Origin of the sequence: Burkholderia latens (genome assembly GCF_902499045.1) — a bacterium.
Classification (GTDB): Bacteria; Pseudomonadota; Gammaproteobacteria; order Burkholderiales; family Burkholderiaceae; genus Burkholderia; species Burkholderia latens.
The window spans coordinates 1-19,855 of record NZ_CABVPL010000053.1; the positions used below are offsets into that span (position 1 = coordinate 1).

Sequence of the window (19,855 nt, forward strand, 5' to 3'; positions counted from 1 at the left end):
GGCTCGGCCGCCGCGCGAACCGGCGTGTCGGCGGGCCGCGGCGCATCGGTGGACGCTTCCCCGTCCGCCCGGCGTTCGCGCTTCGGCGCCGGTTCGCGGCGGCTCACGCGCGGCTCGCCCGGCGTCGCGCCCGCATCGCGCGCGAGCAGCCTCATCTTCATCGCCGCGGATCCGAGCTCGGCGCAGTCGTCGCCGAACAGCGGCAGCGTGCCGACCGCGATCAATTCCGCGGGCCCGTCGCCGACGTTCGCGACGCGATGGCGCTTTCTCGCATCGAAGTGCAGCGAGTCGCCGGGCGACAGCGGGTAATCCTTCTTGCCGATCGTGTAGCACACGCGGCCGGTCAGCACGTACACGAACTCGTCGCCGCCGTGCGCGACCCATTCCGAACGATAGCCCTCCATCATGCGGACCTTGAGCGCATTGATCTGACTGCCGTCGAAGGTCGTCGACAGCCGCTCGTACCACTGCGACGCGGCGTCGACCGCGTACGTCTCGCGGCGGCCAGCATGCGAGTCGGGCTGCGCCTGGCGCGGCTGGTCGATCAGCGCGCCGAGCGGCACGTCGAGCGCCTTCGCGACGTTCACGAGCGATGACAGCGAGATGCCCGTCAGATGGCGCTCGACCTGGGACAGGAAGCCGACCGACAGATTCGCTTCGGTCGCGACTTCCAGCAGCGTCTTCTTCGCGTCCCGGCGCAGGCGGCGGATGCGCTGGCCGATACGCATGATGTCTGAATCCATGAATCTCTTTGGTGGCAACGAACCGGAAGGCGAGCGCAGGGGCGGGGCAGCCGGCGGGACGTCGCGGGCCGCGAATCGGATCGGGCCGCGGCCGCCGGACCGACGATGCCGGCGCATTGTACCGCGGGGTGCCGCCGGGGTGCCGCGGCACCCCGGCGCCCCGCATGGCCGCGCCGGCTTCCGGCACCACCTTCGCGCGCCGCCGTCCCGGGCCGCATCGGTAATTTTAGCGCTACGAAAATTTTGGCTTGACCTCAATTTGCGCGTGCTCTAGATTCTGTCGCGCATCAAACAAAGTTAAGTGAGACAAAAATTTTACCGAGAGCCGGCCGCTGGATCGGCGTCACGGCCCGGCTGCCGGCCGGCCCGTGCGTCGTCCACGCACGCGCGGCGTGCCGCTGCGGGCGCGCGATGCCGCCGGCCGCCGACGACAACACATGACGGGTACCCGATGATCGATCGACTGAAATACAGCTTCTCCGGCCTTCCCCCGTATCACGCGTCCGTCGCCGACACGCAGGCCGGCCTGTCGCGTCTGCTCGACGCCGCGCGGCTCGACGCGGTCGTGATCACGTCGCAGGACGAATACATCACCGAATACCTGCCGAGCCGCAACAACCCGCGCTACGCGGTATCGGGCTTCGATGGCTCGGCCGGCTGCGGGATCTTCCTGAGCGCGGCGACCGCGCACGCGCTCGGCGTGCCGCCGTTCGTGCTGTTCGTCGACGGCCGCTATCACCTGCAGGCCGAGCAGCAGTGCGACCCGGCGCGCGTGCGCATCGAGAAGCTCGGCATGAACGTGACGATCTGGCAGGCGCTCGCCGACTGGCTGCTCGCGCATGCGAGCCGGCTCGCGCGGGTCGGCTACGATGCGCTGCGGATCAGCGTCGCGCAGCGCGACCGGCTGCTCGCGCAGACGCGGGCCGCGACGCTCGACTGGACGCGCCTCGCGGAGCGCGAGATCGATCGCGCGATCGCGCTGCCCGGCTGGGTGGTCGAGCGGCCGATCTTCGAGCTGCCGGAGACGATGACCGGCGCGAGCGTCGCGCAGAACGTCGACGCGCTGAACCGGCGGCTCGCCGCGCACACGGGCGCGGCGCCCGGCAAGACCGCGTTCTGCACGTGCGCGTCGGACGATCTCGCGTATTTGCTGAACAGCCGCGGCTATCACATCCCGAATACGTCGTCGCACCTCGGCTTCCTGTTCGCGATCGGCGAGCAAGTCGTGCTGTTCCTGCCGGAAGGCTGCGACCGGTGCCCGGTCGAACTGACCTCGTATCCGGCGCTGCACGTGATCCGGCGCGACATTGCCGAACTGGAGCGATTCCTCGCGCAGTTCGCGGTCGACCACGTGTGCTACGGGTTCGAATCGGTCAACTGCGCGCTCGCCGAATCGGTGAGCCGCGTGTGGCCGCACGCGCGCCACGCCGATTTCAACCCGGTCGAGGCGCTGCGCGCCGGCAAGACGCCGGCGGTGCTCGAGCAGTTCCGCGACGCGTTCGCGCGCAGTTCGGCCGCGATCGCCGAGACGATGCGCTGGGCGAAGGCGGGCGAGCCGGGGCGGCGCGATACGGAATACGACCTGGCGCGCGCGATCAACGACGCGTACGGCGCGCGCTCGGCGGTCGCGCTGACGTTCCCGTCGATCGCCGCGAACGGCGCGAACAGCGCGTTCGCGCACTACACGGCCGCGAGCGCCGACGTCGAGCTGACCGAAGGCGAGCTCGTGTTGCTCGACAGCGGCGCTTACTACGACGCGGGCTTCGCGACGGACTGCACGCGCGTCGTGCTGCGCCGCACGCGGCCGGACACGGTCGCGCAGCCGTGGCAGCGCGAGATCTACACGGTCGCGCTGAAGGCGTGCATCAAGGGGCTCGTCACGCGCTTCCCGAAAACGGCGACGGGCGGCGACGTCGATGCGGCCGTGCGGCAGGTGTGCCGCGACCACGGCTACGATTTCGGCCACGGCACCGGCCACGGCGTCGGGATCCACGTGCACGAGGGCGGCGTGCGCTTCGCGCCTGGCGCGACGTACGGGCTGGTGCCGAACGCGGTGATTTCGGTCGAGCCGGGCATCTACGTGCCGGGCAAGGGCGGCGTGCGGATCGAGAACATCGTGATCGTCCGCGCGGACGACGAGGAATCGGACACCGTCGCGTTCGAGAACCTCGTGACGGTCGGCTACGACTGGGACCTGATCGACGTCGACCTGCTGGACGACGACGAGCGCGCATACCTGCGCGACTACGAACGGCTTTGTATGGAACGCGGCACGCACGTTACCGCGTGTCCGCTGCTGTAGGGCGGGGAAGGGGCGCGGCCGCGGCAGAGCCGCGCGGCCGCTACATCACTGCATCGATACGTCGGCGTTTCAGCGCTTCAGCGCATCAGCGCCGACACGCGCCCGTCGGGCCCGTAGACGCCGGCCGGCGCGGGCGCCGAGCGCAGCACCGCGAGCGCGCGCTCGTTGTAGTCCATCCGGATCCGGATCAGCATCCCGTTGGTCGCGTTGGCCTGGCGCGCGCGTTCGGCGGCCTGCAGCAGCAGTTGCCAGCGGCCGGCGAGGCGCGCGTCGCGCTCTGCGGCCAGATCCATGCCTTTCTTGCCGGCCGGAAATCCGAGCGCCGACAACTGCGTGTCGCGCGTGCGCTCGAGTTGCGCGAGCCGGTCGATCAGCTCGCTTTTCTTCTCGACGATGCCGGGCAGCATTTCAAGCGGCTCCGGCGTCGTCAGCGCCTTTTCCTCGTAGGCGAGCAGGGACGCGAACGCTTCGATCGTCGCGTGTTCGTCGTTGACCGTGGCCAGCAGCTCTTCTCTCATCGCGTCATGCTCGTCGCGCCGGCATGCGTGTGCGCATGCCGGCAAACCAGGGGACCGGTCAGGGCGTGACGGGCCCCAGGCCGGCTCAGTTGCCCTGCGAGCGCTGCTGTTGCAGCAGGTCGCGGGCGGTATTCAATACGCCGTCGGCGATCTTGTTCACGTCGATCGTCAGCGTGCCGTTGTTCAGCGCGTCCTTGATCGACTGGACGAGGGCCGTGTCGATGTCGGCGCTGCCGGAAGCCGACGCCGAACGCAACTGGCCGGACAGACCCGACAGGTTCACGGTCGTGTCGCCGGTCGATCCTGCGTCGGCCGCCGGTGCGGACGTCGACGAAGCCGCGCCGGATTGCGCGCGGGCCGCGCCGTTGCCGGTCGGCGCGAGTGGGCTCGGGTTCGGAGTGGAATCGATCTTCACGATGGGTTTTCCTGGACGGTATGACCCAGATAACGGCCGGGTCGGCCCGAACTTTAGCACCGTGCTCCTGAAATTCTCCGAAGAAACAATTCTTTACAATCTGGCGGCGTAATCCGTCCCTACAGTGGAATTTCCACGGTCCCCGCGTCCTTGACGACGGCCGTGACGATCTGCCCGGCGGCCATCCTCACCCGCACCGACTGGCCCGGCGCCGCGTTCGCGAGCGCGCTGCCCTCGGCCGAGATCGTGAAGCCGGGCCCGGCCGCGACGACGCGCACCGTCTGGCCGGCCGACACCGACGCCGCGCTCTTCAGCATGTCCTGGCGCAGCGGCAGCCCAGCCGCGATCCGGGCCAGCGCCGTCGCGCCGACCGCCTGCGCGGGATCGGTGATCACCGCGAGCGGCAGCACCGTCAGGTCGCCGTCGCGCGCGACGAGGTCGGCGGCGGTCAGCGGCTCGCCGGGCGTGATCTGCCGCGCGGCAACGTAATAGGTGGCCTGAACCGTCACCTTCGCCTGCAGGTAGACGGTCCACGGCCGCTCGCCCGCGCAGCGCACGCCGACGGTCGTGCGGCCCCACAGGCGCGCGCCGGTCGGCAGGAACGGCTCGAGCGTCGTGCACGCGGCGAGCCCGCGCGGAAACGCGGCCGCGACCGTTGCGGTCGTCTTGCCCGGCAGGCCGGCGATCTGCTGCTGCAGGAACGCGAGCGCCGTACGCCGGATCGACTCGGGGTCTTGCTGGCCGGGCTGTGTCTGCTGCGCCGCGGACGTGGCGGCGGGCGCCGGTGCACGCGCGACCGGCGTGGCCGACACGGCGCGTGCCGCGGCCATGCGTGCGGCAAGCGTCTGCCGTGCAGGATTCGACGAGGCGTCGGCCGTACCGGTGCCTGCAACGACGGTTGCGACACCAGCGGGATCGGCGGCGCGCGGCGCGCCGTAACCGCTGTTCGCGGCGTTCGCGCGGGCTGCTGCATGGACGGGGCGAGGCACCGGAGCCGGAACGGACGCAGGCGCCGGAACGCTCGTGACCACCATCGATCCGGCCGGCTGCGCCGCGGAGGCGCCGGCGGCCACGCCGGCCCAGCGGGAACCGCCGCCCGCGCTGGTCGCGCTGGCCATGCCGGAAGCACCGGCTGCCGCGACCCCGGCCGTATCCGCCATACCGGAAGCACCGGCCGCCGCTACGCCGATTGCGCCGGCCATCCCGGAAGCACCGCCCGCAGCGATACCAGGCGCACCCGCCATGCCGCCCGCACCACCCGTGTCCCGAACCGCACCCGCCTTCCCGCCGAACTGCTCGCCGCTCGCTGCGTTCGCATGCGCGAGCGCGGTCTCGGCCGTCTCGCCGCGGCCTGGAATCACGATCATCCCGTCGTCCGCGTGCGCGGCCGGCGCCGCGGCCCACAACGCGGCCGCGAGCGCAAACGCACGGCGCAGGCGCGTGCCGCGTCCGGCGTATTCGCGAAGTGCGCTGCGTGCCATTGCCGTGTCCTCGAAGCCGTTGATCCGATTCGCATTCTAGGGAGCCGGGCCGTCGCGCAAACGATGAATAGAGGGGGCCTTTGCCGCGTTATTCGTCCGATTGCCGGTTGCATGCGCCGCCTACCATCGCTGTCATGGAAAAAAGCCCCTCGGGCCGCCACCCGGCGCGACGGGCGTGCAGCGCTTCATACGGAGAGACGCACACATGCTGGACAAACTCGATGCCGAATTCGCGTTCGGCCGACAGGCGCTCGACGTGCGCGCCTATCGGCAGGAACTGCTGTCGTCGAACATCGCGAACGCCGACACGCCGGGCTACCAGGCCCGTGACGTCGACTTCGCGTCGACTCTCGCGCGCTCGCTGAAGCAGACGGGCGGCGCGCTCGCGCCGAGCAACGCCGCGCAACTGCCGATGGCGCAGCCGGCCGGCGTGACGAGCGGGATGACGATGGTGTCGACCGCGCCGGGCCACATGGCCGGCACCGCGAAGCTGATTCCGACCGGCGGCCCGAGCGACGACTACGGTCGCGCGCAGTACCGGATGCCGCTGCAACCGTCGCTCGACGGCAACACGGTCGATCTCGACGTCGAGCGCGTGCAGTTCGCGAACAACGCGCTGCACTACGAAACCGGGATGACCGTGATGACCCAGCAGATCAAGGCGATGATCGCCGCGATCTCGACGAACTCGTAAGCGCGCGGCGCTTGCGCACCCGAACAAGGAGCCTCCATGCCCTCGTTGATGAACATCTTCGGCGTCGCCGGTTCGGCGCTGTCCGCGCAATCGCAGCGGCTGAACGTCACCGCGTCGAACCTCGCGAACGCCGACAGCGCGACCGGCCCTGACGGCAAGCCGTACAAGGCCAAGCAGGTCGTGTTCGCGACCGACCCGATCGGCGGCGCGCGCACCGCGTCCGGCCAGGGCGTCGGCGGCGTGCGCGTGACCAAGGTCGTCGACGATCCGTCGCCGATGAAGTCGACCTACGACCCGGCGAACCCGGCCGCCGACGCGAACGGCTACGTGCAGATGCCGAACGTCGATCCGGTGCAGGAAATGGTGAACATGATTTCGGCGTCGCGCTCGTACCAGGCCAACGTCGAGACGCTGAACACCGCGAAGACGCTGATGCTGAAGACGCTGACGATCGGCTCGTAACCCGCGCCGAACGACGCAACAGACTCGATAGACCCGACAGTTCCGACCCAAGGCCACCCAGGATGACATCCTCCACCACGACGATCGGCAGCAACGGCACCAACGTGTCGACCCTGCCGACCGACACGATGAACACCAACAACGTGTCGACGACCGGCACGTCGGCGAGCGACCTGCAGGCGACGTTCCTGAAGCTGCTCGTCACGCAGCTGCAGAACCAGGATCCGACGAGCCCGGTCGACAGCTCGCAGATGACGTCGCAGCTCGCGCAGATCAACACGGTCAGCGGCATCGCGCAGCTGAACACGTCGCTCTCGTCGCTGTCGACGCAGCTCGCGGCCGGCCAGCAGACGCAGGCCGCGCTGCTGATCGGCACGAACGTGCTCGCGCCGGGCAACAGCGTCGGGGTGAAGGGCGGCGCGGCATCGCCGTTCGGCGTGTCGCTCACGAGCGACGTGTCGAACCTGACGATCACCGTGAAGAACAAGGCGGGCGCCGTCGTCAACACGATCAACGCGGGCAAGCAGTCGGCCGGCACGGTGCCGTTCAACTGGACGCCAACGGACGCGGCCGGCAACACGCTGCCGGACGGCACGTACACCGTGAGCGCGCAGTACACGGGCAGCGACGGCAAGACGTACGCGCCGACCGTGCTCACGGCCGCGACGGTGCAGAGCGTGATCAAGCAGGCCGACGGCACGGCGGGGCTCGTGCTGTCGAACGGCTCGACCGTGGGGCTGACCCAGGTCGCGTCGATTTTCCCGAACACCGCGTCGTCGTCCGGCGGCACCACCACCACCAACTGATCCAGCTTTCTCGCAAACGGAGACCGAAATGGGTTATCAACAGGGTTTGAGCGGCCTCGCCGGCGCATCGAACGCGCTCGACGTGATCGGCAACAACATCGCGAACGCGAACACGGTCGGCTTCAAGTCGAGCACCGCGCAGTTCTCCGACATGTACGCGAACTCGATCGCGACGTCGGTGAACACGCAGATCGGGATCGGCACGAATCTCGCGTCGGTGCAGAAGCAGTTCGGCCAGGGCACGATCAACACGACGAACTCGTCGCTCGACGTCGCGATCAACGGCAACGGCTTCTTCCAGATGTCGAACAACGGCGTGACGACGTACTCGCGCGACGGCACGTTCCAGCGCGACAAGAACGGCTTCATCGTCAACTCGGCGGGCGCGAACCTGATGGGCTACGCCGCCGACAAGAACGGCGTGATCAGCACCGCGCAGACGGTGCCGCTGCAGGCGCCGACGACCAACATCGCGCCGACCGCGACGACCAAGATCACGGCCCAGTTCAACCTGAACTCGCAGGACACGGTACCGACGAAGACGCCGTTCAACGCGACCGACACCACGACGTACAACTACTCGACGTCGATCCAGGTGTACGACTCGCTCGGCGGCTCGCAGCCGGTCAACATGTACTTCGTGAAGTCCGCGGCCGGCACGTGGGAAGCGTACGCGGGCGTGCAGGGCGGCACGACCACCGACCTCGGCACGGTCACGTTCGATTCGTCGGGCGCGATCAAGAGCACGACGCTGCCGGGCTCGACCACGCCAACCGCGTCGGTCGGCCAGTTCCAGTTCACCGTGCCGACCACCGACGGCTCGACGACGCCGCAGAGCCTCACGCTCGACCTGACCGGCACCACGCAGTACGGCGGCAAGGACGGCGTGAACAACCTCGCGCAGGACGGCTACGCGAGCGGCACGCTGACGACCTTCTCGATCGGCCCGGACGGCAAGCTGACGGGCAACTACTCGAACGGCCAGACGGCGGTGCTCGGGCAGATCGCGATCGCCAACTTCAACAACCCGAACGGGCTGATCAGCCTCGGCGGCAACCAGTATGCCGAGACGGCCGCGTCGGGCGTCCCGCAGATCTCCGCGCCGGGCAGCACGAACCACGGCACGCTGCAGGGCAGCGCGCTCGAGAACTCGAACGTCGACCTGACGTCGCAGCTCGTCAACCTGATCACCGCGCAGCGCAACTACCAGGCGAACGCGCAGACGATCAAGACGCAGCAGACCGTCGACCAGACGCTGATCAACCTGTAACGCGCGGATAACCGGCAGCCATGGACCGACTGATCTACACGGCGATGACGGGCGCGTCGCAGTCGCTCGACCAGCAGGCGATCGTCGCGAACAACCTCGCGAACGCATCGACGACGGGCTTTCGCGCGCAGCTCGCGACCTACCGCGCGGTGCCGATGAATTTCGGCGACGGCAGCAACGTCGACCCGACGACGACGCGCACCTACGTGCTCGCGTCGACGCCGGGCGCGGACTACGCGCCGGGTCCGATCACGCGCACCGGCAACCCGCTCGACGTCGCGGTGCAGGGCGCCGGCTGGCTGTCGGTGCAGACGGCCGACGGCGGCGAGGCATACACGCGCGCCGGCAACCTGCACGTCGACGAGAACGGCCAGCTCGTCAACGCGAGCAACCTGCCGGTGCTCGGCAACGGCGGCCCGATCTCGGTGCCGCCGAACGCGGAAGTGACGATCGGCAAGGACGGCACGGTGTCCGCGCTGATGCCGGGCGACCCGCCCACCGCCGTCGCGATCGTCGACCAGATGAAGCTCGTGAACCCCGACCCGGCCACGCTCACGCGCGGCAACGACGGGCTGTTCCGCACCGCCGACGGCAATCCGGCCGACGCCGACCCGACCGTGGTCGTCACGCCGAATTCGCTCGAAGGCAGCAACGTGAATCCGGTGACCGCGATGGTCGCGATGATCGACAACGCACGGGCGTTCCAGCTGCAGTCGAAGCTGATCCAGACGGCCGACCAGAACGAGCAGTCGGCGAACCAGCTGCTCAACTTCAGCTGAGCGGCCAGGCCCTCGCTACCAGGAGAAGATTCAACATGAACCGATCGCTCTACATTGCCGCCACCGGCATGAATGCGCAGCAGGCGCAGATGGACGTGATCTCGAACAACCTCGCGAACACCAGCACGAACGGCTTCAAGGCGTCGCGCGCGGTGTTCGAGGATCTGCTTTACCAGACGATCCGCCAGCCGGGCGCGAACTCGACGCAGCAGACGGAACTGCCGTCGGGCCTGCAGCTCGGCACCGGCGTGCAGCAGGTCGCGACCGAGCGCCTGTACACGCAGGGCGGCCTCACGCAGACGGGCAACTCGAAGGACGTCGCGATCAACGGCGCGGGCTTCTTCCAGGTGCTGATGCCGGACGGCACGAACGCGTACACGCGCGACGGCTCGTTCCAGACCAACGCGCAGGGCCAACTCGTCACGTCGAGCGGCTACCAGGTGCTGCCGGCGATCACGGTGCCGCAGAACGCGCAGTCGCTGACGATCGGCAAGGACGGCGTCGTGTCGGTCACGCAGCCGGGCTCGAGCAACGCGGTGCAGATCGGTTCGCTGCAGATCGCGACCTTCATCAACCCGGCCGGCCTCGAGGCGAAGGGCGAGAACCTGTTCGCCGAGACGACGTCGTCGGGCGCGCCGAACGTGTCGCAGCCGGGCCTGAACGGTGCGGGCGTGCTCAACCAGGGCTATGTCGAGGCGTCGAACGTGAACGTCGTGCAGGAGCTCGTCAACATGATTCAGACGCAGCGCGCGTACGAGATCAACAGCAAGGCCGTGACGACGTCCGACCAGATGCTGCAGACCGTCACGCAGATGAAGAGCTAACCGGAACACCCGTCGTCGCCATGAAGCAGGTTCGCCTCCTCCCGTCAGCCTCCGTCCGCGCCGCGTGCGCGGTCGCGGTGGCCGCGCTCGCCGGATGCGCGCAGATTCCGCGCGACCCGATCATCCAGCAGCCGATGACGGCGCAGCCGCCGGTGCCGATGTCGATGCAGGCGCCGGGCTCGATCTACAACCCGGGCTACGCGGGCCGGCCGCTGTTCGAGGATCAGCGGCCGCGCAACGTCGGCGACATCCTGACGATCATGATCGCGGAGAACATCAACGCGACGAAGTCGTCGGGCGCGAACACGAACCGGCAGGGCAACACCGACTTCAGCGTGCCGACGGCCGGCTTCCTCGGCGGGCTGTTCGCGAAGGCGAACCTGTCGGCGGCCGGCGCGAACAAGTTCGCGGCCACCGGCGGCGCGAGCGCCGCGAATACGTTCAACGGCACGATCACGGTGACCGTCACCAATGTGCTGCCGAACGGCAACCTCGTCGTCAGCGGCGAGAAGCAGATGCTGATCAACCAGGGCAACGAGTTCGTGCGCTTCTCGGGCGTCGTCAACCCGAACACGATCTCGGGTGCGAACTCCGTCTACTCGACCCAGGTCGCCGACGCGAAGATCGAATACTCGTCGAAGGGCTACATCAACGAAGCCGAGACGATGGGCTGGCTGCAGCGCTTCTTCCTCAACATCGCACCGTGGTGATGACGATGCAGCCTCTTTTCCACCACCTGCCGCTGCGCGCGTGCCGTGCGCTCGCCGCCGCGTTCGTGCTGGCCGCGGGCGCGCTGGCCGCCGCGCCCGCGCACGCGGAGCGCCTGAAGGACCTCGCGCAGATCCAGGGCGTGCGCGACAACCCGCTGATCGGCTATGGCCTCGTCGTCGGTCTCGACGGCACCGGCGACCAGACGATGCAGACGCCGTTCACGACGCAGACGCTCGCGAACATGCTCGCGAACCTCGGCATCTCGATCAACAACGGTTCGGCGAACGGCGGCCCGTCGTCGCTGAACAACATGCAGCTGAAGAACGTCGCGGCCGTGATGGTGACGGCCACGCTGCCGCCGTTCGCGCGGCCGGGCGAGGCGCTCGACGTGACCGTGTCGTCGCTCGGCAACGCGAAGAGCCTGCGCGGCGGCACGCTGCTGCTCACGCCGCTGAAGGGCGCGGACGGGCAGGTGTATGCGCTCGCGCAGGGCAACATGGCCGTCGGCGGCGCGGGCGCGAGCGCGAACGGCAGCCGCGTGCAGGTGAACCAGCTCGCGGCCGGCCGGATCGTCGGCGGCGCGATCGTCGAGCGTTCGGTGCCGAACGCGATCGCGCAGATGAACGGCGTGCTGCAGCTGCAATTGAACGACATGGACTACGGCACCGCGCAGCGTATCGTGTCGGCGGTGAATTCGAGCTTCGGCCCGGGCACCGCGACGGCGCTCGACGGCCGCACGATCCAGCTCGCCGCGCCGGCGGACTCCGCGCAGCAGGTCGCATTCATGGCGCGGCTGCAGAACCTCGACGTGAGCCCGGACAAGGCCGCCGCGAAGGTGATCCTGAACGCGCGCACCGGCTCGATCGTGATGAACCAGATGGTCACGCTGCAAAGCTGCGCGGTCGCGCACGGCAACCTGTCGGTGGTCGTCAACACGCAGCCGGTGGTGTCGCAGCCGGGGCCGTTCTCGAACGGGCAGACGGTGGTCGCGCAGCAGTCGCAGATCCAGCTGAAGCAGGACAACGGCGCGCTGAAGATGGTGACGGCCGGCGCGAACCTCGCCGACGTCGTGAAGGCGCTGAACACGCTCGGCGCGACGCCGGCGGACCTGATGTCGATCCTGCAGGCGATGAAGGCGGCCGGCGCGCTGCGCGCCGATCTGGAGATCATCTAAATGGCGTCGAACCTTCCCAATGCAAACGACCTCACGCAGCGCTTCGCGCTCGACGTGCAGGGGTTCGATGCGCTGCGCGCGCAGGCGAAGCAGTCGCCGCAGGCCGGCGCGAAGGCGGTGGCCGGCCAGTTCGACGCGATGTTCACGCAGATGATGCTCAAGAGCATGCGCGACGCATCGCCCGACGGCGGGCTGCTCGATTCGCACACGTCGAAGATGTACACGTCGATGCTCGACCAGCAGCTCGCGCAGCAGATGTCGAAGCGCGGGATCGGCGTCGCCGACGCGCTGATGAAGCAGCTGCTGCGCAACGCGGGGCAGGGCGCGGGCGGCGACACGGCAGCCGACGCCGGCGCGGCCGGGCTCGGCGCGGCGGGCTTCGGCGCGTCGGGCAACGAAGGCAGCCTCGCCGCGATGAACGCGATGGCGAAGGCCTACGCGAACGCGGCGAACAACGGCGCGCTCGCAGGCGCCCGCGGCTACTCGGCCGGCAGCGCGCTGACGCCGCCGGTGAAGGGCGCGAGCGGCGTGCAGGACGCCGACGCGTTCGTCGACCGGCTCGCCGGCGCCGCGCAGGCGGCGAGCGCGACCACCGGAATCCCGGCGCGCTTCATCGTCGGCCAGGCCGCACTCGAATCGGGCTGGGGCAAGCGCGAGATCCGCGCGAGCGACGGCTCGACGAGCTACAACGTGTTCGGCATCAAGGCGAACAAGGGCTGGACCGGCCGCACGGTGTCGGCGCTGACGACCGAATACGTGAACGGCACGCCGCGGCGCGTCGTCGCGAAGTTCCGCGCGTACGATTCGTACGAGCACGCGATGACCGACTATGCGAATCTGCTGAAGAACAACCCGCGCTACGCGGGCGTGCTCAGCGCGAGCCGCAGCGTCGAGGGTTTCGCGCACGGGATGCAGAAGGCCGGCTACGCGACCGACCCGAATTACGCGAAGAAGCTGATCTCGATCATGCAGCAGATCGGCTGACGGAGCAGCGGGCCGGCACGGGCCCGGCAGCCGCCCTTGTTGACAGTCTTACGGACCGCGCCCGGCTTGCGCCGCGCGCGGTTTCAACGTTTGCGCGAAAAATATCCGCAATTCGATCTAAACTTTCGGTGAGCACTGCCGCTAAGTGTGTGAGACCGCAACCGGGTCATGTTCTGGCCCGGTTTTATTGCGCACCGGTCATCCGGGCGCCCATGACAAGAAGACCGGCTAGCCATGAATATCGAAACGTCGACCGATCCGAGCCTGGATGCCGGTCATTCCGGGCCCGACTACGCCCGCCGCAATCCGCTCGAGATCGGCGTGCAGTTGCGCAACCTCGTGAATCGCGGCGACTTCCTGACCGTCCAGTATCCGGGCGGCCAGCTCGTCACGCGCCTGCTCGAGGTCGACGTCGGCGCGCGCACGTTCACGTTCGACTGGGGCGCGTTGTCCGAGCAGAACGCCAGCATCCTCGCCGCGTCGCACTGCACGTTCGCGGCCGCGCCGGAAGGCGTGCGCGTCGAATTCACGACCGGCGCGCCGCGCGAGACGCGCTATGAAGGGCTGCCCGCGTTCGTCGCCGATTTTCCCGACGTGCTGATGTGCATCCAGCGCCGCGAGTACTTCCGCGTCGATGCGCCGATCGTCGATCCGTTCCTGTGCCGCGGCAAGCTGCCGGACGGCGACGGCTTCGTGTTCGAGGTGCACAACCTGTCGCTCGGCGGCGTCGGGCTGCGCACGGCCGATGAACGCGTCGAGGCGCTCGAGGTCGGCACGCTGCTGCCGGAAGTCGAGCTCGAACTGACCGGCCACGGCAAGCTGTCGCTCGACCTGCGCCTCGTGTCGCAGCGCTCGACGCAGATGCCGAACGGTTCGCGGCGCTACCAGCTCGGCTTTCGCTTCATGTCGCTGCCCGGCGCGGCGGAGAACACGCTGCAGCGCCTGATCACGCAGCTGGAGATGAAGCGCCGCTCGCTCGCGCGGGCCTGACGCACCCTCGGCGGCCCCGCCGGGGGCCGCTCGCGCACCGGTGCCGGCACGGGCTGCCGGGGCGCCCGGCGGGCGACGCACGCATGCGCGCCGCACGCGCATTTTTTCCTCAATTTTTTCGATCCGCGGCCGTTATACCGGGAGTCACGCAACCCGGCGGCCGCAGCGCGGCCGGCTCATCAGGATCGCGCATGTCCAACACACTCATGAACCTCGGCGTCAGCGGCCTCAATGCCGCGCTCTGGGGCCTCACGACGACCGGCCAGAACATCAGCAACGCCGCGACGCCCGGCTATTCGGTCGAGCGCCCCGTCTACGCCGAGGCGAGCGGCCAGTACACGTCGAGCGGCTACATGCCGCAGGGCGTGAACACCGTCACCGTGCAGCGGCAGTACAGCCAGTACCTGAGCGACCAGCTGAACAGCGCGCAGTCGCAGGGCGGCGCGCTGTCGACGTGGTATTCGCTCGTCGCGCAGCTGAACAACTACGTCGGCAGCCCGACGGCCGGCATCTCGACCGCGATCACCAGCTATTTCACCGGGCTGCAGAACGTCGCGAACAACGCGTCCGATCCGTCGGTCCGGCAGACCGCGATCAGCAACGCGCAGATTCTCGGCGACCAGCTGAAGGCGGCCGGCCAGCAATACGATGCGCTGCGCCAGAGCGTGAACACGCAGCTCACCAGCACCGTGTCGCAGATCAACACGTACACCGCGCAGATCGCGCAACTGAACCAGCAGATCGCCGCGGCGAGCAGCCAGGGACAGCCGCCGAACCAGCTGATGGACCAGCGCGACCTCGCGGTGTCGAACCTGTCGAGCCTCGCCGGCGTGCAGGTCGTGCGCAACGACAGCGGCTACAGCGTGTTCCTCGCGGGCGGCCAGCCGCTCGTCGTCGCCGACAAGAGCTACCAGCTCGCGACCGTCACGTCGTCGTCCGATCCGAGCGAGCTGACCGTCGTGTCGCAGGGGGTCGCCGGCGCGAACCCGCCGGGCCCGAACCAGGCGCTGCCGGACACGTCGCTGTCGGGCGGCACGCTCGGCGGCCTCCTTGCGTTCCGCAACCAGACGCTCGACCCGGCGCAGGCGCAACTCGGCGCGCTCGCGACCAGCTTCGCCGCGCAGGTGAACGCGCAGAACGCGCTCGGCGTCGATCTGTCGGGCAAGCCGGGCGGCAACCTGTTCACGGTGGCGAGCCCGGCCGTCTATTCGAATCAGGGCAATACGGGCAACGCGGCGCTGTCCGTGTCGTTCGCGAATGCGTCGCAGCCCACGACGAGCGACTACACGCTGTCGTACGACGGCACGAACTACACGCTGACCGACCGCGCGAGCGGGTCGGTGGTCGGCCAGTCGACCTCGATGCCGGCGTCGATCGGCGGGCTGAACTTCTCGTTCTCGTCCGGCGCGATGAATGCCGGCGACCAGTTCACCGTGCTACCGACGCGCGGCGCGCTGACCGGCTTCGGCCTCGCGACCACGAGCGGCTCCGCGATCGCGGCCGCGTCGCCGGTGGTCGCCGCGGCATCGAGCACCAACCTCGGCACGGGCAAGATCGCGCAGGGCGCGGTGAGCGCCGGCTACCAGGTGCCGGCGACGCCGACCAAGCTGACCTACGACGCGGCGTCGCAGTCGCTGTCGGGCTTCCCGGCCGGCACCACGGTGACGATCGCGGGCACCCCGCCGACCTCGGTGACGATCACGAGCCCGACCGACAGCGTGCCGTACAACGCGTCGGCCGGCGCGAAGCTGACGATCAACAGCACCACGCAGCCGGCGCCGGCGGGCGTGATGAACGGCGTGACGGTCACGCTGTCCGGCGCGCCGTCGGATGGCGACACGTTCACGATCGGACCGTACGCGGGCGGCACGAGCGACGGCTCCAACGCACAAGCGTTGTCGCAGCTCGTCACCGCGAAGGCGCTCGGCGGCGGCACGACGACGTTGACCGGCGCGTATGCGAACTACGTGAACGCGATCGGCAACACGGCGAGCCAGCTGAAGTCGTCGAGCGCCGCGCAGACGTCGCTCGTCGGCCAGATCACGAGCGCGCAGCAGTCGGTGTCGGGCGTGAACCAGAACGAGGAAGCGGCGAACCTGATGCAGTACCAGCAGCTTTACCAGGCGAACGCGAAAGTGATCCAGACGGCGGCGACGCTGTTCCAGACCGTGCTCGGCCTGTTCAACTGACCGGATTCGAGGGATAGAAGCGATGCGAATTTCCAGCGCCCAGTTCTTCCAGCTGAACGTTGCGCAGATGAACGATCAGCAGGCGCAGCTCGCGCAGCTGTACCAGCAGATTTCGAGCGGCACGAGCCTGCAGACGCCCGCCGACAACCCGGTCGGCGCCGCGCAGGCCGTGCAGCTGTCGATGACGTCCGCGACGCTGTCGCAGTACGCGACCAACCAGAGCGCCGCGCTCGCGTCGCTGCAGGCCGAGGACCAGGCGCTGCAGAGCGTGAGCGGCGTGCTGACGAGCGTGCAGACGCTCGTCGTGCGCGCCGGCGACGGCTCGCTCGCCGACAGCGACCGCGCGGCGCTCGCGACGCAGCTGCAAGGCTATCGCGACCAGTTGATGACGCTCGCGAACTCGAACGACGGCGCCGGCAACTACCTGTTCGCCGGCCTGAACAATTCGTCGGCGCCGTTCACGAGCAGCCCGAACGGCAGCGTCAGCTACGTCGGCGACTCGGGCACGCGCGAGGTGCAGATCGCCGATTCGAGCAGCGTGTCGCAAGGCGACACCGGTTCGGCGGTGTTCATGTCGGTGCCGTCGCTCGGCAGCGCGCCGGTGCCGTCGGCCGGCGCCGGCAACGCCGGCACCGGCACGATCACTGCGGTCACGGTGACGGACCCGTCCGCGGCGACCAACGGCCACCATTTCTCGATCACGTTCGGCGGTACGGCCGCCGCGCCGACCTACACGGTCACCGACAGCACGGCCAACCCGCCGACCACGACGCCCGCGCAGGCATACACGCCGGGCGCGTCGATCGCGCTCGGCGGCGGCATGACGGTGGCCGTATCGGGCACGCCGAGCGCCGGCGATACGTTCGCGGTGACGCCCGGCCCGCAGGCGAGCGGCGGCGCGGACATCTTCTCGACGCTCGACTCGATGATCGCGGCGCTGAAGACGCCCGTGACCGGCAACCCTGTAGCGGCCGCGTCGCTGACGAACGCGATGATGACCGGCTCGATCAAGGTCGGCAACACGATGCGCAACGTGACGACGATCCAGGCGTCCGTCGGCGGCCGCGAGCAGGAAGTGAAGGCGATGCAGGCCGTCAACCAGACCGCGTCGCTGCAGACCACCAGCAACCTGACGGACCTGACCAGCACGAACATGGTCACGACGATCAGCCAGTACCTGCAGGTGCAGAACGCGCTGACCGGCGCGCAGAAGGCGTACGTGCAGTTGCAGAACCTGTCGCTGTTCCAGTACATCAACCCGTGATGTCCGCGGCGCCCGCCGCGATGTGAGCGTCCGCTTACGTCGCGGCGAGCGCAGGCCGGCGCCGCGCGCATGTCGCACGCCGCATCCCGCACGCCCCGCGCCCCGCGCCCCGCGCCCCGCGCCGCCACCGCCACCCGGCGCGCACGATCGCGCCGCACGATGCCCGCTGGCCGCGCACGGCCGTGTCCGGGCGCGCCGCGCTTGCCAGCCCCATTTCCGCTCCGTAAACTCGCGCCAGTTTCCAGACCGGCGCACCGTCCGCGGCCGGCGACCGACAGGAGCCCCTTTCCCCATGTCCGATTCCTACTTCCCGCGCTGGCGCGTGCAATCGACCGGCGCCGCGCGCGTGGTCGGCCCCGACGAACGCCTCGCGTGGCCGCAGATGGTCGCGATGGGCGTGCAGCACGTCGTCGCGATGTTCGGCTCGACCGTGCTCGCGCCGCTGCTGATGGGCTTCGATCCGAACCTGTGCATCTTCATGTCGGGCGTCGGCACGCTGCTGTTCTTCGTGCTGGTCGGCGGCCGCGTGCCGAGCTACCTCGGCTCGAGCTTCGCGTTCATCGGCCTCGTGATCGCGGTCACGGGCTACGGCGGCAGCGGCCCGAACCCGAACATCCCGGTCGCGCTCGGCGGGATCATCGCGTGCGGCGTCGTGTACGTCGCGCTCGGCGCGCTGGTGCAGGCAATCGGCACGCGCTGGATCGAGACGCTGATGCCGCCCGTCGTCACCGGCGCGGTGGTCGCGGTGATCGGGCTGAACCTCGCGCCGATCGCGGTCAAGGGCGTGTCGGCGTCGACCTTCGATTCCGTGATGGCGCTCGTCACGGTGCTGTGCGTCGGCGGCGTCGCGGTGTTCGCGCGCGGGATGGTGCAGCGCCTGTTGATCCTCGTCGGGCTCGTGATCGCGTACGTGATCTACGCGATCGCGACCAACGGGATGGGGCTCGGCAAGCCGATCGACTTCGGCATCGTCGCGCAAGCCGCGTGGTTCGGCGTGCCGGGTTTCCGCGCGCCGGTGTTCGATCCGCACGCGATGCTGATGCTTGCGCCGATCGCGGTGATCCTGGTCGCGGAGAACCTCGGCCACATCAAGGCCGTCAGCGCGATGACGGGCACCAATCTCGACCGCTACGTCGGCCGCGCGTTCATCGGCGACGGGCTCGCGACGATCGTGTCCGGCAGCGTCGGCGGCACGGGCGTGACGACCTACGCGGAGAACATCGGCGTGATGGCCGTCACGCGAATCTATTCGACGCTGGTGTTCGCGGTCGCCGCGCTGATCGCGATCGGGCTCGGCTTCTCGCCGAAGTTCGGCGCGGTGATCCAGACGATTCCGGGCCCGGTGCTCGGCGGTGTGTCGATCGTCGTGTTCGGGCTGATCGCTGTGACGGGCGCGCGGATCTGGGGCGTCAACAAGGTCGACTTCTCCGACAACCGCAACCTGATCGTCGCGGCCGTCACGCTGGTGCTCGGCGCCGGCGACTTCTCGCTGAAGTTCGGCGGCTTCGGGCTCGGCGGGATCGGCACCGCGACGTTCGGCGCGATCATCCTGTACGCGATCCTGCGCAAGGAGAAGGAGCCGGGGCCGGTGGTGTGAGGCGAGGCGGGGCCGCCGGCACCCGCGTCACGGATTCGGCTGCACCGAAAACGTGAGCGGCCATGCAAAGGTCCCGTCCTTCGCCTTCGGCGCGAACACGAAACGATAGGTCAGCGTAAACGTCGTGTTCAGCGCCGTATACGGCACGTTGATCGTGCCGCCCGTTCCCGGCAGCACCACCTTGCCGCCGAAGCCGGTGATCTCGATCGAACTGAATTGCGACAGGCTCGCGGCGGCAACCTGCACGCGCACGGTGTAGCCGGCGCGGTCGTTGGTCTGGACCGCCAGCGTCGTCCCGGACGGATTGTTCGCGTTCGGCACGGCCAGGTAGCCGATGCTCGTGTCCTTGTTCGCGATCACGAGCCGGGCCGGATTGGCCGCATTGAGCCGTGCATACGCCTGGACGGTCGTCCCGACCTGCACCGACCGGCTAACCTGCTTCGCGGCGCTCGAGCCGGGCGCCGCGCCGCCGAGCGCGATCGAGAGCGCGGCCAGCGCGGTCAGCGCGACCCGCAGCCGGCGCGCGCGGCCGGCGCCGCGCGCAAGCGCGACAGATCCGGCGCCGGCCTGTCCGCGTCGGGCGCACCGCGCTGCGGCGGCGCTCGCTGTCTGGGTTCGATTCATGTCTGCCCCCGTTGTCCGAGTCCGTGAT

At 69.2% G+C, this 19,855-nt stretch carries 19 protein-coding genes; 14 read left to right on the forward strand and 5 right to left on the reverse strand.

All coding sequences use genetic code 11. The annotated features are described in order from the left end of the window. The coding region (locus BSE24067_RS26825; RefSeq protein WP_254600365.1) for a helix-turn-helix domain-containing protein at positions 1-743 on the reverse strand (743 nt) is incomplete at its 3' end. Positions 744-1,194: 451 nt separating this feature from the next. Between BSE24067_RS26825 and BSE24067_RS26830 the strand changes: the two genes are divergently transcribed. Beyond that, the gene (locus tag BSE24067_RS26830) at positions 1,195-3,045 is read left to right on the forward strand and encodes a M24 family metallopeptidase (protein ID WP_151067103.1); all 1,851 of its coding nucleotides are present in this window, start codon (positions 1,195-1,197) and stop codon (positions 3,043-3,045) included. Between the two features lie 77 nt (positions 3,046-3,122). Here BSE24067_RS26830 and BSE24067_RS26835 read toward each other — a convergent pair whose 3' ends face one another. From BSE24067_RS26835 to flgA, 3 genes are all read right to left on the reverse strand, one after another. Further along, positions 3,123-3,563 carry a flagella synthesis protein FlgN gene (locus BSE24067_RS26835; protein ID WP_151067104.1) on the reverse strand — a complete coding sequence of 147 codons (441 nt, stop codon included), beginning with the start codon at positions 3,561-3,563 and terminating at the stop codon, positions 3,123-3,125. Positions 3,564-3,648: 85 nt separating this feature from the next. After that, positions 3,649-3,978: a flagellar biosynthesis anti-sigma factor FlgM gene (flgM, locus tag BSE24067_RS26840; RefSeq protein WP_151067105.1), complete on the reverse strand. Its 330-nt coding sequence runs from the start codon at positions 3,976-3,978 to the stop codon at positions 3,649-3,651. Between the two features lie 119 nt (positions 3,979-4,097). Continuing rightward, complete coding sequence (flgA, locus tag BSE24067_RS26845) at positions 4,098-5,459, reverse strand: flagellar basal body P-ring formation chaperone FlgA (RefSeq protein WP_174904907.1); 1,362 nt, start codon at positions 5,457-5,459, stop codon at positions 4,098-4,100. Positions 5,460-5,664: 205 nt separating this feature from the next. On the opposite strand from flgA, the gene flgB reads away from it, so the two are divergent. The 13 genes from flgB (at position 5,665) to BSE24067_RS26910 (ending at position 19,203) form a co-directional block, all read left to right on the forward strand. Continuing rightward, positions 5,665-6,153 (forward strand): flagellar basal body rod protein FlgB, encoded by a 489-nt coding sequence (gene flgB, locus BSE24067_RS26850; protein WP_151067106.1) that lies wholly within the window; start codon positions 5,665-5,667, stop codon positions 6,151-6,153. Positions 6,154-6,189: 36 nt separating this feature from the next. Further along, positions 6,190-6,615 carry a flagellar basal body rod protein FlgC gene (flgC, locus tag BSE24067_RS26855; protein WP_040142404.1) on the forward strand — a complete coding sequence of 142 codons (426 nt, stop codon included), beginning with the start codon at positions 6,190-6,192 and terminating at the stop codon, positions 6,613-6,615. A gap of 62 nt (positions 6,616-6,677) precedes the next feature. Beyond that, positions 6,678-7,421 carry a flagellar hook assembly protein FlgD gene (locus BSE24067_RS26860; protein ID WP_151067107.1) on the forward strand — a complete coding sequence of 248 codons (744 nt, stop codon included), beginning with the start codon at positions 6,678-6,680 and terminating at the stop codon, positions 7,419-7,421. Positions 7,422-7,449: 28 nt separating this feature from the next. Further along, entirely contained in the window at positions 7,450-8,691 is a 1,242-nt protein-coding gene (flgE, locus tag BSE24067_RS26865) for a flagellar hook protein FlgE (protein WP_151067108.1), read from the forward strand. 20 nt (positions 8,692-8,711) lie between these two features. Next, the gene (gene flgF / locus BSE24067_RS26870) at positions 8,712-9,470 is read left to right on the forward strand and encodes a flagellar basal-body rod protein FlgF (protein ID WP_151067109.1); all 759 of its coding nucleotides are present in this window, start codon (positions 8,712-8,714) and stop codon (positions 9,468-9,470) included. 35 nt (positions 9,471-9,505) lie between these two features. Beyond that, positions 9,506-10,294, forward strand: coding sequence for a flagellar basal-body rod protein FlgG (flgG, locus tag BSE24067_RS26875; RefSeq protein ID WP_006485706.1), 789 nt, complete (start codon positions 9,506-9,508; stop codon positions 10,292-10,294). Between the two features lie 20 nt (positions 10,295-10,314). Next, positions 10,315-11,004 carry a flagellar basal body L-ring protein FlgH gene (gene flgH, locus BSE24067_RS26880; RefSeq protein ID WP_151067110.1) on the forward strand — a complete coding sequence of 230 codons (690 nt, stop codon included), beginning with the start codon at positions 10,315-10,317 and terminating at the stop codon, positions 11,002-11,004. Further along, on the forward strand, positions 11,004-12,179 hold the full coding sequence (locus BSE24067_RS26885) for a flagellar basal body P-ring protein FlgI (RefSeq protein ID WP_244130474.1): 1,176 nt from the start codon (positions 11,004-11,006) through the stop codon (positions 12,177-12,179). Before flgH ends, BSE24067_RS26885 begins: the two co-directional genes overlap by 1 nt. Then, on the forward strand, positions 12,180-13,163 hold the full coding sequence (gene flgJ / locus BSE24067_RS26890; RefSeq protein ID WP_151067112.1) for a flagellar assembly peptidoglycan hydrolase FlgJ: 984 nt from the start codon (positions 12,180-12,182) through the stop codon (positions 13,161-13,163). 234 nt (positions 13,164-13,397) lie between these two features. Further along, on the forward strand, positions 13,398-14,153 hold the full coding sequence (locus BSE24067_RS26895) for a flagellar brake protein (RefSeq protein WP_151067113.1): 756 nt from the start codon (positions 13,398-13,400) through the stop codon (positions 14,151-14,153). A gap of 191 nt (positions 14,154-14,344) precedes the next feature. After that, positions 14,345-16,342 carry a flagellar hook-associated protein FlgK gene (gene flgK / locus BSE24067_RS26900; protein ID WP_151067114.1) on the forward strand — a complete coding sequence of 666 codons (1,998 nt, stop codon included), beginning with the start codon at positions 14,345-14,347 and terminating at the stop codon, positions 16,340-16,342. 22 nt (positions 16,343-16,364) lie between these two features. After that, on the forward strand, positions 16,365-17,606 hold the full coding sequence (gene flgL, locus BSE24067_RS26905; protein WP_151067115.1) for a flagellar hook-associated protein FlgL: 1,242 nt from the start codon (positions 16,365-16,367) through the stop codon (positions 17,604-17,606). 292 nt (positions 17,607-17,898) lie between these two features. Next, positions 17,899-19,203, forward strand: coding sequence for a solute carrier family 23 protein (locus BSE24067_RS26910; RefSeq protein ID WP_151068765.1), 1,305 nt, complete (start codon positions 17,899-17,901; stop codon positions 19,201-19,203). Between the two features lie 27 nt (positions 19,204-19,230). Here BSE24067_RS26910 and BSE24067_RS26915 read toward each other — a convergent pair whose 3' ends face one another. After that, entirely contained in the window at positions 19,231-19,827 is a 597-nt protein-coding gene (locus tag BSE24067_RS26915) for a hypothetical protein (RefSeq protein WP_174904909.1), read from the reverse strand. Positions 19,828-19,855: the final 28 nt, after the last annotated feature.